This window comes from Zobellia sp. OII3, assembly GCF_002211465.1.
GTDB lineage: Bacteria > Bacteroidota > Bacteroidia > Flavobacteriales > Flavobacteriaceae > Zobellia > Zobellia galactanivorans.
The window spans coordinates 99713-114512 of sequence record NZ_MWRZ01000006.1 but is presented as its reverse complement, the minus strand read 5'-3'; the positions used below and the strand labels follow the sequence as shown (position 1 = coordinate 114512).

General features: G+C 45.5%; 11 protein-coding genes and 1 riboswitch. All 11 genes read right to left on the bottom strand.

The features are described 5' to 3' along the window. Positions 1 to 13: 13 nt before the first annotated feature. Entirely contained in the window at positions 14 to 1102 is a 1089-nt protein-coding gene (locus B4Q04_RS15860) for a serine hydrolase domain-containing protein (RefSeq protein WP_088697404.1), read from the bottom strand. Between the two features lie 86 nt (positions 1103 to 1188). Continuing rightward, a complete protein-coding gene (locus B4Q04_RS15855) occupies positions 1189 to 2007 on the bottom strand; it encodes a head GIN domain-containing protein (RefSeq protein WP_231854794.1) in 819 nt (272 codons plus the stop codon). 17 nt (positions 2008 to 2024) lie between these two features. After that, on the bottom strand, positions 2025 to 3119 hold the full coding sequence (locus B4Q04_RS15850) for an acyloxyacyl hydrolase (protein WP_088697403.1): 1095 nt from the start codon (positions 3117 to 3119) through the stop codon (positions 2025 to 2027). Between the two features lie 72 nt (positions 3120 to 3191). Then, positions 3192 to 4145 carry a methylenetetrahydrofolate reductase [NAD(P)H] gene (metF, locus tag B4Q04_RS15845; protein ID WP_013992212.1) on the bottom strand — a complete coding sequence of 318 codons (954 nt, stop codon included), beginning with the start codon at positions 4143 to 4145 and terminating at the stop codon, positions 3192 to 3194. A gap of 192 nt (positions 4146 to 4337) precedes the next feature. Continuing rightward, a complete protein-coding gene (gene metH / locus B4Q04_RS15840; RefSeq protein ID WP_013992213.1) occupies positions 4338 to 7076 on the bottom strand; it encodes a methionine synthase in 2739 nt (912 codons plus the stop codon). Between the two features lie 44 nt (positions 7077 to 7120). After that, positions 7121 to 8122, bottom strand: a complete 1002-nt coding sequence (locus tag B4Q04_RS15835) for a homocysteine S-methyltransferase family protein (RefSeq protein WP_013992214.1) — start codon at positions 8120 to 8122, stop codon at positions 7121 to 7123. Between the two features lie 108 nt (positions 8123 to 8230). Next, a riboswitch (SAM riboswitch) is annotated at positions 8231 to 8337 on the bottom strand. Between the two features lie 153 nt (positions 8338 to 8490). Continuing rightward, positions 8491 to 9552, bottom strand: a complete 1062-nt coding sequence (locus tag B4Q04_RS15830) for an NAD(P)/FAD-dependent oxidoreductase (RefSeq protein ID WP_013992216.1) — start codon at positions 9550 to 9552, stop codon at positions 8491 to 8493. Positions 9553 to 9554: 2 nt separating this feature from the next. After that, positions 9555 to 10352: a uroporphyrinogen-III C-methyltransferase gene (gene cobA, locus B4Q04_RS15825; RefSeq protein ID WP_201723408.1), complete on the bottom strand. Its 798-nt coding sequence runs from the start codon at positions 10350 to 10352 to the stop codon at positions 9555 to 9557. Between the two features lie 2 nt (positions 10353 to 10354). Then, positions 10355 to 12445: a HEPN domain-containing protein gene (locus B4Q04_RS15820; RefSeq protein WP_088697402.1), complete on the bottom strand. Its 2091-nt coding sequence runs from the start codon at positions 12443 to 12445 to the stop codon at positions 10355 to 10357. A 122-nt stretch (positions 12446 to 12567) separates the two neighbouring features. After that, a complete protein-coding gene (locus tag B4Q04_RS15815) occupies positions 12568 to 13818 on the bottom strand; it encodes a sulfate adenylyltransferase subunit 1 (protein WP_013992219.1) in 1251 nt (416 codons plus the stop codon). Between the two features lie 57 nt (positions 13819 to 13875). Continuing rightward, positions 13876 to 14790 (bottom strand): sulfate adenylyltransferase subunit CysD, encoded by a 915-nt coding sequence (gene cysD / locus B4Q04_RS15810; protein WP_316932907.1) that lies wholly within the window; start codon positions 14788 to 14790, stop codon positions 13876 to 13878. Positions 14791 to 14800 lie beyond the last annotated feature (10 nt).

Here is a 14800-nt window from a genome sequence, read left to right as displayed (position 1 = left end):
AAGTCAAAACCCGCTACAATGGGCCGGACTGCCCTTCCTTAGACCGTATCAGGCTATCGATAACCACATCCAGTTCCGGTTGCACCTTGGGATCGGTACAATTGATCAATATGGAAAATACCATTTCCTCTTCAGGGTAGACGAAGAAATTGGAGTATCCGCCCACGCCATTGCCCACATGGCCATAGTAAGGCCTTCCTTGGGCATCTTGGCTTACCTGCCATCCCAGACCGTAATAAATAGAGCTACCATCGACCTTTTGAGCACTGAGAAACTCGTTCCGAAGCCCAGGTGTCAATACCCGGCCCTCAAGATAGGCCTGCCCGAACTTGGCTATATCGGGCGTTGTAGAAAGAAAGCCCCCGCCCGCCATTTTATAATAGTTGTTCACGGGAATGGCCTTACGAAAGCCCCTTTTGTTTTTAGAGTAGAAACATGGTTCCGCTTGGGTATGCCCTAAATCGGGCCATGACGTACGGTCCATCCCCAAGGGCACCAAAACCTTCTCTTGCACATAGGTCTCGAACGGTATTCCACTGACCTCTTCCATGGCCAAGGATATCAACACCCAATCAAAACTATTATAAAGATAGTCCGTTCCGGGCTTAAAGAGCAATTCATCGTCTTTAAAGATTTCAATACTCTCCTTGATGGTATAAGGCTTGTTCAGGCCGTACTCAATACCCCTATACCCTCTTATACCAGCGGTATGACTCGCCAATTGACGAATGGTAAAATCGTATTTTTTCTTCGGGTAATAAGGTACATAAGTGTAAAAGGAAGCATCTAGATCGATCAAGTCATCGCCCACCATATAGGCCAAGGCGGTAGCCGCAATAGGCTTTGAAACACTGGCAATGCGAAACACGGAACTTTGAGGGTCTACCGGAAGCTTCCTTTCCAGATCGGCAAGGCCGTATCCCTTTTGAAAAAAGGGCTCCCCCTGCTTGAGTACCGTAATGGCCAGACCGGGGACTTTCTCTTCCGACACCAGATCTAACAACAGGCGATCGGCCTCCACCAATCCGTTCAACAATGGATCATTGCCCAACACACGCTTCTTAGCGAACAGGTTTTCTATATACTTGAGTATCGGATTCATATCGGGTTTCGGTCGGCACAAAGTTACAGATTGCATTTGTGCCCGTACCGCTCTTATGGGCAGAAGTTGAACCTTAACCCGGGAAACTACTCAAAAATGAGGCGCCCTTTGTATAATTCTTCCACATCTACCTCTGTCGGCCGGTTTGAACTAAAGACGTCACCAACCCCGCGAATTACCCCTTTAATGGACTCTTGCGGATTCACGTACATATCGTTCGACCCCCTATGGTTCAAGGTCACGCTTTGGGCGACCAGGTCCGCGGCCTCTATGCGCGAATCGCCCGCAGCAATAGTCAAACTTAAATTATCGACCGTACCTTTCAACTTAAAATAAGCGATTCCGTTCACTATCACGTTCAGGTCGGTAGCCGCCACCTCCAAATCAAACTCACCATCGGTGGTTTGTGCTTCGGGGTCGGCAAAACTTTCAGACAATAGGTTCAATCTCGAATACGCCAAAACGCCATCGCTTGAAATAGGCCAGCCGGTGCTGCTTCGTATCTCGGTAATATCGGGGGCGGTCACGTAAATTTTTGTAACGCCATAATCCCTAAAATAATTACAATCATTGGTATCGCGTAAAATCAGCCGCCCATCTACCACCTCGGCCGTAACCTCGTTCCGCAATACACTTCCCGTTTCAATCTCTACCTTTTGAACGGCACCTTGCTTTACGACCAAGCTTACATTCTCGTAAACGGTAATCTGGGTAAAATTATCAACCACTACCTCTTCACGAACGATATCACCGGTATTCTGAAAACAGTCGGAAGCATTTTCACCATTACAGGAAACAAGCACAACGGTACAACAAAGCATCGCAAAAAAACGAGACCAGCGCACCACTCTACCACTGCCCAAAGGCACGGTTTCACTATCCCTATCTTTTAATCCTATTGCCATATTTTATACCTCTTTCATTATAATCGTATCCCTACACCGAATTCCACCGCTTCGGCTGCGGCGGCATGTGATTTCAGGCTTACCACCCCAAATACCTTATCACCAAAATAACGTTTGAGACTAAGGCGGTTATACACCTTTCCCTCAAAATCAAAGGGGTAATACACATAATACCCGAGCTGTGTTTCAATGGAAAGCTTATTGATAAAAAGTTCATGTCCCACAAATACTCCCACCCGTTTAAAATCGGTATCGGGATCTATGTCATTTTCAGGAAATGAAATCGATTGATACCTTATCAATTCCTTCAAAAAATTGCTAAAAAACACATCCGCTCCCAATTGAACGGCACTTTTTCGCCCTAGGCGTTTATCGGCATAAGCCGAAAAAATATAGAACGGATATTGTCCGTGGCCAATATTGTCGCTCTCGTTGACACCTCCCCTAAAGACCAAATTGTATTTGACAGGCTCGGTAAGCCTTACCTTTTCCCGTCGAATATATTCCGTGTCCTTACCTTCCAAGGTATACGTTAGCCCCAAATTAAAGGCGAAGGTATTGGTAGAGGTATTGGGTGCCTTTACATTGGCATTGGAGAAATGCATGATAGAAATACCCGCCTTAAAGCCCAAGCCCTTATAAATATTCTCCTTATGGTAATTTATCATGGCATAGTTAGAGCTCAACAATCGCGTACCGTAGGCATTGTTCCTAAAATTGGTCTCCCGATCGTAGGGGTTGGTCATATAGGCCAGCCCCTGGGCCACCCGAAACTGAAGGTTGCGCTTTAAAAAGTAAAAGTTGAAATGGGCGTACACAGCATAGGCCTCACCGAGAACCGAACTGTTCGTGTTGTGATAGATAAACGAGCCCCCCAAATCAGGATAGTTGTACCACTCCTCCCATTCCTTTAAACCAAAAGTCTTTCGATTGTACGCAAGAACAACACCCGCAGGGTGATCTGTAATCAAATGCGAAATATCAGGATTGTGAAGTATAATGGAACCGTAAAACTGGTTCGCTTCAAACGTATAAGTATGGGCTTTTTCGGACTCTTGTGAAAAACAATATCCGGCACACATCAGAAAAAATAAAAACACCCTTGGGCTCATGGAGCGCAAAAATAATATTATTCGTTATTTTAAGCCCAAGGTTCGCCTTTATTTTCTTACAAAGCCCTTTATTTAAAAAATCTCCTCGGCAATGGCCTTGATATTATCCGATTTACCCATGGAGTAATAGTGCAGTACGGGAACCCCGGCCGCTTTCAACTCCTTTGATTGCTGAATGGCCCACTCAATACCCACTTGACGCACCTCTTTGTTCGAGGCACAATCGTCAACGGCATCGATCAGGTCTTGCGGCAAATCTATCCGAAATACCTGTGGCAGCAACTGCAAGTGTCTTTTGACCGCAATAGGTTTGATTCCCGGAATGATCGGAATGTTTATGCCCATTTTTTTGGCTTCCTCTACAAACTGAAAGTATTTTTTATTATCAAAAAACATCTGGGTCACCACATAATCGGCACCGGCATCTACCTTTTCCTTCAATCGTTTTAAGTCCGATTTCAAAGAAGGCGCCTCCAGGTGTTTTTCAGGATATCCGGCCACACCAATACAGAAATCGGCACAATTATCGGTCTCTACCGTATCGTGCAAATAATTACCACAATTCAGTTCGTGTACCTGCTTCACCAAATCAACGGCATAGGCATGCCCTCCCTTGGTCGGCTGAAAATATTTTTCGTCTTTCATGGCATCGCCACGAAGGGCCATAATATTGTCGATGCCCAAATAATGGCAATCTACCAACAGATACTCGGTCTCTTCCCGTGTAAACCCACCACAAAGCACATGGGGAACGGTATCTACATTGTACTTGTGCTTTATAGACGCACAAATACCAACGGTACCGGGACGCATACGGGTCAACTTCTTATCCAACAGACCGTCACGATCAATATACACATACTCCTCCCGCGACGTGGTCACATCAATGAACGGAGGCTTGAAATCCATCAAGGGATCGATATTATCGTAAAGTTGTTGAATCTGATGTCCTTTTACAGGCGGTATAATTTCAAAGGAAAATAAAGTTTTGCCCTTTGCATTCTTTATATGGTCCGTTATTTTCATGTATGCTGCCCCTTGACCGGGAAATTTAATGTTTATGCTCTTTTATGGCGTTCGGGCGGGCTATCCGCTAAATTTTTTAAAGCCTGTCGGACTTTAAAAAGATACCGCTCCTATCCCTAACGCATTATTCTGTTTTCTCAATCGACTACACCGCTAAAAGCATCCGCTTTACCTCGGCATATGTGTTCTATTTCAATCGTCCGCTATATTCGGTGCCAACCACTTGGTCGCCTCTTCTAGGGAAATGCCCTTCCGTTCGGCAAAATCGGCCACTTGGTCTTCCTTTATTTTTCCCAACCCGAAATACCGGGCTTCGGAATTCCCAAAATAATAGCCCGAAACCGATGAAGCCGGCCACATGGCCAGACTGTCGGTAAGTTTCACACCGATCCGCTCCTCTACCTTGAGCATATCCCAAAGGGTCAGCTTTTCAAGGTGGTCGGGACAGGCCGGATATCCTGGTGCGGGACGGATACCCTTATATTTCTCATCGATCAACTCGTCGTTTTTCAAATGCTCATCGGCGGCATAGCCCCAATGCTCCCTTCGCACCTCTAGATGCAAGTATTCGGCAAAAGCTTCGGCCAAACGGTCGCTCAGCGCCTTTACCAAAATGGAGTTGTAATCGTCTAGGTTCTTACGGTAGGCATCCGCCAGTTCGTCGGTTCCAAAACCTGTAGTCACACAAAAGCACCCTACATAATCTTGCTTACCCGATTCTTTTGGCGCCACAAAATCGGCCAGTGCGTAATCTGGCACGCCCTCGCGACGTTTCAATTGCTGGCGCAAGGTTCTAAAGACATATGTTTTATCCTCTTGGCCGTCGTTGACCTCTACTTCAATATCGTCATGGTTCTCCAAGGTATTGGCCGGAAAGAGTCCGAAAATCCCTTTACCCGTCAATTTTTTATCCTTTAAGATAGATTGCAGCATTTTTTGTGCATCGGCAAAAAGCTCGGTGGCCTGTTCGCCTACAATCTCGTCGGTTAGAATATCAGGGTATTTTCCATGCAGTTCCCAACTTCTAAAAAAGGGAGTCCAGTCTATAAAGGGCACCAGTTTTTCAAGATCCACATCTTCGATTACCTGAATACCAAGCTGACGGGGCTTTACGATCGAACTGGCTTCCCAGTCGATCTTAAATCGGTTTTCCCTAGCGGCTGCAAGGCTTTTGTATTCCTTCTTTTTGGTACGGCTCAAGAACTTTTCCCTGAACACGTCATAGTCTTCCTTGATCGTCTTCTTATATTTCTCCGAGGTATCTTTCTGCAACAGGTCGCCCACTACGGTAACGGCCCTTGACGCATCGTTTACGTGCACCACGGCCTCACTGTATTGTGGGTCTATTTTTACGGCCGTATGGGCCTTACTCGTCGTTGCCCCTCCTATGAGCAAGGGCACCTTAAAGTTCTTGCGTTCCATTTCCTTGGCCAAGTGCACCATCTCGTCAAGCGAAGGCGTAATGAGTCCGCTCAACCCGATAACGTCAACATTGTGGGCTATGGCCTCGGCAATTATCTTTTCGGGCGGAACCATGACCCCCAAATCGACGATCTCGTAATTGTTACAGGCCAAGACTACACTTACAATGTTTTTTCCAATGTCATGCACATCGCCCTTAACGGTGGCCATTAAGATTTTTCCATTGCCCTTATCGTCCCCTACTTGCGGATTCTTCAATTTTTCCTCTTCGATATAGGGCAACAAATACGCCACGGCCTTTTTCATGACACGGGCCGACTTCACCACCTGGGGCAGAAACATTTTTCCACTACCGAACAGGTCGCCCACCACGTTCATACCTATCATAAGGTGGCCTTCGATTACCTCAATAGGCTTATCGGCGGCCATACGGGCCTCCTCTACATCTTCTACTATATATTGATCTATTCCCTTGACCAGGGCCCTCGTAATCCTGTCCTGCAAGGGTTCTTCACGCCACGAAAGGTCTATTTTACTTTCCTTGGCCTTACCTACTACCGATTCGGCAAAATCCAATAACCGTTCGGTCGCGTCTTCCCTACGGTTGAGAATAACATCTTCTACGTGCTCTAATAAATCTTTGGGAATGTCGTCATAAATCTCCAACATGGTCGGGTTTACGATCCCCATGTTCATACCCGCTTTGATGGCATGGTACAGAAAAACCGAATGCATGGCCTCACGCACGGGGTTGTTCCCCCTAAACGAAAAGGAAACATTGCTCACCCCTCCGCTCACACTGGCATAGGGCAGATTCTCACGCACCCATTTGGTGGCCTTTATAAAATCTAGGGCATTGAGCTTGTGCTCGTCCATACCCGTGGCAACGGGGAAAATATTAAGGTCGAAAATGATATCTTCCGGCGGAAAACCTACTTGGTTCACCAAAATATCATAGGATCTTTTTGAAATTTCTACGCGCCTATCATAATTGTCGGCCTGACCAACCTCGTCAAAGGCCATTACGATAACGGCCGCGCCATATCTTTTTATTAATTTGGCGTGATTGATAAACTCTTCCTCACCTTCTTTCAGACTGATGGAGTTCACCACACACTTCCCCTGAACGACCTGCAAGCCTGCCTCGATAATATCCCATTTAGAGCTATCGATCATTATAGGCACCTTGGCAATATCAGGTTCGGCAATAACCAGGTTCAAGAATTTGACCATGGCCTCTTTTCCATCGATCAGGCCGTCATCCATATTAATATCGATGATCTGGGCCCCACCTTCAACCTGATCTCTTGCAACGTCTAGCGCCTCTTCGAACTTACGCTCCTTGATCAGACGTAAAAAACGTTTAGACCCGGCCACATTGGTACGTTCGCCCACGTTTACGAAATTACTTTCGGGGGTGATCACCAAGGGCTCCAAACCCGATAGTTTTAGGTAGCGGGCGGCCGAGGGCCGGGTATCGGTTATCGGTATGTTCGAGTCGTTACTCATAATATCTCCATCATTTTTTTATACTTGACGAATCTGCATTCCCTTCAAGATTCTACGGCAATCTTCCGTGGGTCGTATTTTCTCACTAGATCCGCAATGGCCGTAATGTGCTCAGGCGTTGTACCACAGCACCCGCCAACGATATTGACCAGGCCTTTTTCCACATATTCCTTTATCTGCTCGGCCATTTGCTCGGGGGTTTCATCATATTCCCCAAAGGCATTGGGCAAGCCCGCGTTCGGGTGGGCCGAAACGGCATGCTCCGTTCTGGTAGACAAAACCTCCAAGTGTGGCACCAACTGATTGGCCCCAAGGGCACAGTTGAACCCTACCGACAGGATCGGAATGTGTGAAATGGAAATCAAAAATGCCTCTGCCGTTTGTCCTGACAAGGTTCTTCCCGAGGCATCGGTAATGGTACCGCTCACCATAATGGGCACCTCTATATTCCGTTCCTCCTTTACCTCTTCAATGGCAAAAAGGGCGGCTTTGGCATTAAGCGTATCAAAAATGGTCTCTACCAAAAGAATGTCGGCCCCACCATCTAACAAGGCTTCCACCTGTTGTTTGTAGGCAATTCGCAATTCATCGAAAGAAACGGCCCTATAGCCCGGATCGTTTACATCGGGAGACATGCTGGCCGTTTTGTTCGTCGGCCCTATACTCCCCGCTACAAACCTTGGTTTATTGGGCTCTTTGGCGGTAAACTCATCGGCCACCTCCTTGGCAATACGTGCGGACTCATAATTGAGTTCGTACACCAAATCTTCCATATGGTAATCGGCCATGGCGATAGTAGTACCCGAAAAAGTATTGGTTTCGACAATATCGGCGCCTGCGGCAAAGTATTTACGATGCACATCGGCTATGGCCTCGGGTTGGGTCAGCGACAATAGATCGTTGTTCCCCTGCAAGGGGTGTTCCCAGTCTTTAAAACGCTCACCGCGGAAATCTTCCTCGGTAAATTTATAGCGTTGGAGCATGGTACCCATGGCACCGTCCAATACTAAAATGCGTTCCTTTAATATCTCCTGAATTTTTTTCATTTCCTTATTTCCTTCTTATGTCGCACGTTCATGCACAAAGGCCCCTCTTAGACCAATCTACAAACAACTATCAAGCAAAGGAATAAGGACAGACAATCTTGCCTCTCTTTGTTATCTGTCCCACAAATACTAGGATAGAATGTAGCACCTTCTTTATAAGAAAAGGGTTGCCAAGGTTTCACTGGGTCTATTCCCTCCACCTTTCTTGATAACAGTCTTGTTATTTTTATGAACGATTTGCAAAGTAACGCCACATATGGTTCAAAACCAAAGAAACCTTCCGGTTTTTGGCGGCTTGCATTTAATAAAAGCCTTCTGTTCAAATACTACAACAGAAGGCCTTTATCGATATATACACTAATAGCTAATTAAGCAATACTTTGAACGACCTCTTTTTTGGCCTCTTTTTTACTTCCGTCAAAACCTTCTACCCCACCTACAGTGGTGTATTTCATAACGTATCTTTTACCTGGGTTTATCAATTGATAAGCGAACTGACACATTACGGCCGCCTCATGGAAGCCCGATAAAATCAATTTCAATTTACCTTCATAGGTATTTACATCGCCGATCGCAAAAACACCAGGTATGTTGGTCTGATAATCTTTAGCGTTGTTTACCTTAATGGCATTTCGTTCTATTTCAAGACCCCAATCACCGATCGGACCCAATTTTGGGGAAAGACCGAACAAGGGAATAAAGTTATCAACCTCAACATAGGTCTCCCCTTTTTCGGGATCGTTATGCTTTACGACCACTGCTTCCAAATGATCATCACCGTACAGTTTTTTCACTTCGGCTTCGGTAAACAGTTTTATTTTTCCTGCCTTTGCCAATTCCGCTGCTTTTTCTACGGAATCCAAGGCGCCCCTGAACTCGTTTCTACGGTGCACCAAGGATACTTCCGAAGCCACGTCGGCCAAGAAAATTGCCCAGTCCAAAGCAGAATCGCCACCACCGGCTATCACCACTTTTTTGTCGCGGTATACTTCGGGATCTTTAATCATATAGGCCACCCCCTTATCTTCAAAATCGGTAATATTCCCAATAGGCGGTTTTCTAGGCTCAAATGACCCAAGTCCACCTGCAATAACCACTACCGGGGCATGGTGTTTTGTACCCTTATTGGTCGTTACTATAAAAGAGCCGTCTTCTTGCCTATCTAATGTTTCCGCACGCTCACCCAAGGTAAAACCTGCTTCAAAAGGCTTAATTTGCTCCATTAGGTTGGTCACCAAATCTCCCGCGAGAATTTCTGGAAAAGCGGGAATATCATAGATCGGTTTCTTTGGATATATTTCCGAACACTGACCACCTGGTTGTGGCAAAGCATCTATCAAATGGCATTTTAACTTCAACAAACCTGCTTCAAATACCGTAAAAAGACCTGTTGGGCCTGCGCCAATGATGAGAATATCTGTTTTTATCATAACTATTTACTTAACTGTAATTCTTGATTTTGGGCAATGGATAGAATGCTCGCCCTGTGTTTTACTACTTCACCTATTATAATTATTGCCGGATTGGCCAACTCTTGTTTTTCTACTTCCCCTTCTATGGAAGCAATAGTGCCTATGGCAACTTTTTCATCCGTTCTCGTCCCGTTTTGCACAATGGCCACCGGGGTTTCAGATTTGCCCTCTGCCTTGAACAGTTCCACTATTTGCGATAGTTTCGACATTCCCATCAAAATAACCACCGTAGCATTGCTCTTTGCGGCCAAAGCCACATCACTTGACAGCTTGTGCGCCTTTGTTGTTCCGGTAATCACCCAAAAACTCTCGGTAGCGCCCCTTTTGGTAACTGGAATGTTCTGGGAAGCCGGCACCGACAAACAAGACGATATACCCGGCACCATAGCCACTTGCACCCCGTGAGACGCGGCGTACTCCATTTCTTCGGCACCACGGCCAAATACAAAGGGATCCCCGCCTTTTAAACGTACCACACGGGCATTGGCCTTGGCCCGGTTTACGATCAATTCATTGATCTGTTCCTGCTGATAGGCATAACAACCTTTTCGCTTACCCACAAAAATATGTTCGGCCTTGGGCGCATAGTCTAACAATTCAACCGACACCAACGCATCGTACAACACCACATCGGCGTCGGCAAGTGCCTTTATGGCCTTGAGGGTGATGAGCTCCACATCACCGGGACCGGCACCTACAACCGTAAGTCGACCACCCGAATGAGGTAAATTGTTAGATATTTCGTTGGAGTGTTTCATGGTTAAACCTCTGCCAATTCTTGTTTTCTAAACGTTTCCACCGCTTTCAAAAATGCCTTGGCATCTTCCAAATAACTTTTTGCAAAAGCTTCCGTTGGCTCGTTTTTGTTCAATTGTAGCACCAATTCTTCAAACCCCCTTCCGAGCTCGATCCTGCCCGAGGCTATGAATTTTTGATCAAAATCCTTGATAATGGTAGCATGGGTGTTCACTTTCGCTTTTTCCGAGGTCAATAAGGCCTTGGCCGAATTCACCATGGAAGAATAGGAATGATAGATACTGGCCGCCCATTTCTTTTCATCGAATGACTCTTGTGCATTCTGTATTTTTTCTTCGCTTTCAAACAGCAAGGTGGCAATAAGGTCTATCACTACACCTGCACATTCACCGACACCAATGGCCTTCTCATAGCGCTCCGTATTTCCCCAGTCGATAAAGTCGTCCGGCGTAAGATTTTCAATATCGGATAAAGGAGTTAGAAAATCGTAGAAATACATTTGCCCCTTTTCCTCGTAATAATCGGCATACGACTTTCCGTTGCCATTTTTATCGTAATCGTCCAAAATCAACCGTAAGGCCTGAGGACCTCTTTTAGAAGGAACCTTCACCACTTTATCGGCAAATCTTCCGTTTCCATCACCATCGGTACCACCGCCCAACAAAACTTGAAGCGCCGGCGCCACCAATTTATCCTTGGTTCTGATACTCATCCCCTGAAAACCGATATTCGCCATGTTGTGCTGACCACAGGCATTCATACACCCACTGATCTTAATGGCCACATCCGGGTTGCTGATGTACTGCGGGTACTCGGTTTTTATTATACGTTCCAATTCTTCGGCAATACCGGTACTACTCGCAATACCCAAGTTACAGGTATCCGTACCCGGACAAGCCGTAATATCAACCGCCCTGTTATAACCGGCCTCTACAAAGCCTAATTTTTTCAGTTCCGTATAAAAGAAGGGAATCAGTTCATTGGCCACATAAGGAATCAAAATATTCTGACGAAGGCTCAACCTTAGTTCACCCGCAGCGTATTGATCCACCAAATCAGCCAACAACCTAGCCTTATCCGTATAGAAATCCCCTAGCAGTACTTTAATACCGATAGCGGTATAGCCCTCCTGCTTTTGAGGTATAAGGTTCGTAGATTTCCAGATTTCAAAAGCTTCGGTATCCTCTATTTCTACTTGCGGCGCCTCAACTTTGGCTACCTCAACCTTAGGATAGGCCTCGGCATCTATAGGATAGGTTTGGTAAGGAACGGCCTTTTGCTCTTCGGCCAACAAGGCTTTGAATCCGTCAAGCCCCAAGTCCTTCAACAAGAATTTCATTCTGGCCTTGGCCCTACTCTTTCTTTCCCCGTAACGGTCAAAGACACGAACTACACCATCCATCAAAGGAATGATCTTATCTGCGGCAAGAAAATCAAAAAGCAAATCGGCGTGACGTGGTTGAGACCCCAGACCACCGCCCAACATCACTTTAAACCCTCTTACCCCATCTTGTATCTTGGCTATAAAACCAAGGTCGTGCATGTATGAAAGACCCGTATCGGCATCACTGGCAGAAAAAGAAACCTTGAACTTACGCCCCATTTCCTGACTGATAGGGTTACGCAAAAAATACTGAAAAAGTGCGTGCGCATAGGGCGAAACATCAAATGGTTCATCTACATCAATCCCGGCGGTTTCACTAGCGGTTACGTTACGGACCGTATTACCACAAGCCTCACGAATGGTAACATCATCTTTTTCGAGTTCCGACCAAAGTTCGGGCGTACGGTCTATATCCACATAGTGGATCTGGATGTCTTGACGCGTAGTAATATGCAATCTACCTCTAGAATATTCATCGGAAACGTCGCTAATGCGCCTAAGTTGCCGTGAGGTAACTTTTCCGTAGGGCAATTTAATACGGATCATCTGCACGCCAGGTTGACGTTGACCGTAAATACCCCTGGCCAGACGCAAACTACGAAACTTTTCCTCGTCTAAATTACCTTCCTTGAACTGGCGTATTTTAGCCTCTAGGGCCAAAATATCCTTCTCAACTACGGGGTTTTCTATTTCTGTTCTGAAACTTTGCATGCTATCTCTATTCTAGTTTCTCACCGTTTTGACGGCAGATTGTTAATTATATATTTTTCCTATAGGTTTTATAGGGATAATTGAATCAAAACCCCAACCCTTGTTCTTTTTTTACGAACTTCTTAACTTATGAAACCCGCGCCGACCGTATTATTGGTTTGTGTATCGATCAAGATAAACGAACCGTTGGTACGGTGATCTTTGAATTTATCGTAGAAAATAGGCTTGTTCAATTTGAAGGTTACCTGGGCGATATCGTTCATACCCAATCCCCCGTCAACGTTGGTATCGATTCCCGAATAATCGGGATTGATCTTGTGATGGATGTTATCGACCTTGGCCAACACTTTGTTCACCCCGTGTTGCACCACATATTTTTTACCGGCGGTCAGGTTATCGGAATCCATCCAAGAGATAGTAGCCGTAAACTGCTTATCGATCGTAGGCAAATCTTCGGCCTTGACCAACATATCGCCTCGACTCAAATTGATCTCATCTTCCAAAGTAATGGTTACCGAAGACCTTCTTGAAGCGGTATGGTATTTTTTATCGTAAAAATAGATATCCTTGATCTTAGACCGTGTTTGCGATGGTAAGGCAACTACCTCATCACCTACGCTAAGCTCCCCACCGTAAACCTTACCGGCAAAGCCCCTAAAGTCATGGTGCTCCTCCGTTTTTGGACGGATTACGTACTGCACGGGAAAACGTGGTGTACCCACATTGAAAATATCCTTGCGATCTAGGGCTTCAAAATGCTCTAACAAAGTAGGACCCGTATACCAAGGCGTCTTATCCGTTTTATTCACTACGTTATCACCCTTCAAGGCGCTAACGGGAATAAAGGTGATCTTCTGGTCTTGATAATCCCTTTTGGCCATCAATTCCTCGAAATCGGCCTTAATGGCATTATAAGTTTCCTCGGAATAATCTACCAAGTCCATTTTATTAATAGCCACTACCACATCTTTAATGCGCAAGAGGTTATTGATAAAAAAGTGACGGTTGGTCTGTTCGATAACCCCTTTTCTCGCATCGATCAAAATAATCGCCGCTTGAGACGTAGAAGCCCCCGTAACCATGTTACGCGTGTACTCTACATGGCCGGGAGTATCGGCTATGATGTAACTTTTCTTTGCTGTTGAAAAATAGATATGTGCCACATCTATGGTGATACCTTGCTCACGCTCGGCCACAAGACCATCTGTAGCCAATGAGAAATCGAGATAATCATACCCCTTGCTCTTACTGGTCTTTTCTATGGCTTCCAACTTATCGCTGGTCAATGATTTTGTATCGTACAGAATTCTACCGATCAAGGTACTTTTTCCGTCATCTACACTACCTGCTGTTGCTATCTTTAATACGTCCATCTTCTTTGGCTGTAATTTTTAATCAAATTTTTTAAACTAATTCCCTAAACGAGAATCCTAAAAGTATCCCTGTTGTTTTCTCTTCTCCATTGCCGCTTCAGACCTTTTATCGTCTATACGGGCCCCTCTTTCAGAAATACTGGAATCGCGAATCTCCTCAACAACGGACTCAATATCGGTCGCATTGGAAAAAACGGCCGCGGTACAGCTCATATCGCCCACGGTACGGAAACGCACCATACGTTCTAAAACCTCTTCGTCTTCCTCTTGGTACACATAATCGGAATGTGACCAGATCAAGCCGTCACGCAAGAATACTTTACGCTTGTGTGCAAAGTAAATGGAAGGTATTTCAATTTCTTCCTCTTTGATATAAGACCAAACATCAAGTTCCGTCCAGTTTGAGATTGGAAAAACACGTACGTTTTGTCCCAATTCTATCTGACCGTTCAACATATCAAAAAGCTCTGGGCGTTGGTTACGCTCATCCCACTGGCCAAAATCGTCACGCACCGAAAAGATACGCTCCTTGGCCCTTGCCTTTTCCTCGTCCCTACGGGCACCCCCTATACAGGCGTCGAACTTGAATTCCTCAATAGCATCCAACAAAGTAGTGGTCTGCAAGGAGTTTCTACTCGAGTACCGACCCGACTCTTCCTTCACCTTACCCTGGTCGATAGAATCTTGAACATTTCTAACGATAAGTTCCAGACCCAGCTCTTCGACCAACCTATCCCTAAACTCGATAGTTTCAGGAAAGTTATGCCCGGTATCGATATGCATTAAAGGAAAGGGAATCTTGGCAGGCCAAAATGCCTTTTGCGCCAAACGTACCAATGTAATGGAGTCTTTTCCTCCCGAAAACAAAAGTACGGGTCGCTCAAATTGTGCCGCTACTTCCCTAAGAATATAGATGGCCTCATTTTCTAAGGCGTTTATGTGTGATGTATCTTGGCTCATAATTTCTTGAATATATTTTTCG

Bases quoted from the DNA above. Each gene is read 5' to 3' on its own strand.
- B4Q04_RS15860 (WP_088697404.1), bottom strand. From the start codon at position 1,102: ATGAATCCGATACTCAAGTATATAGAAAACCTGTTCGCTAAGAAGCGT.
- B4Q04_RS15855 (WP_231854794.1), bottom strand. From the start codon at position 2,007: ATGGCAATAGGATTAAAAGATAGGGATAGTGAAACCGTGCCTTTGGGC.
- B4Q04_RS15850 (WP_088697403.1), bottom strand. From the start codon at position 3,119: ATGAGCCCAAGGGTGTTTTTATTTTTTCTGATGTGTGCCGGATATTGT.
- metF (WP_013992212.1), bottom strand. From the start codon at position 4,145: ATGAAAATAACGGACCATATAAAGAATGCAAAGGGCAAAACTTTATTT.
- metH (WP_013992213.1), bottom strand. From the start codon at position 7,076: ATGAGTAACGACTCGAACATACCGATAACCGATACCCGGCCCTCGGCC.
- B4Q04_RS15835 (WP_013992214.1), bottom strand. From the start codon at position 8,122: ATGAAAAAAATTCAGGAGATATTAAAGGAACGCATTTTAGTATTGGAC.
- B4Q04_RS15830 (WP_013992216.1), bottom strand. From the start codon at position 9,552: ATGATAAAAACAGATATTCTCATCATTGGCGCAGGCCCAACAGGTCTT.
- cobA (WP_201723408.1), bottom strand. From the start codon at position 10,352: ATGAAACACTCCAACGAAATATCTAACAATTTACCTCATTCGGGTGGT.
- B4Q04_RS15820 (WP_088697402.1), bottom strand. From the start codon at position 12,445: ATGCAAAGTTTCAGAACAGAAATAGAAAACCCCGTAGTTGAGAAGGAT.
- B4Q04_RS15815 (WP_013992219.1), bottom strand. From the start codon at position 13,818: ATGGACGTATTAAAGATAGCAACAGCAGGTAGTGTAGATGACGGAAAA.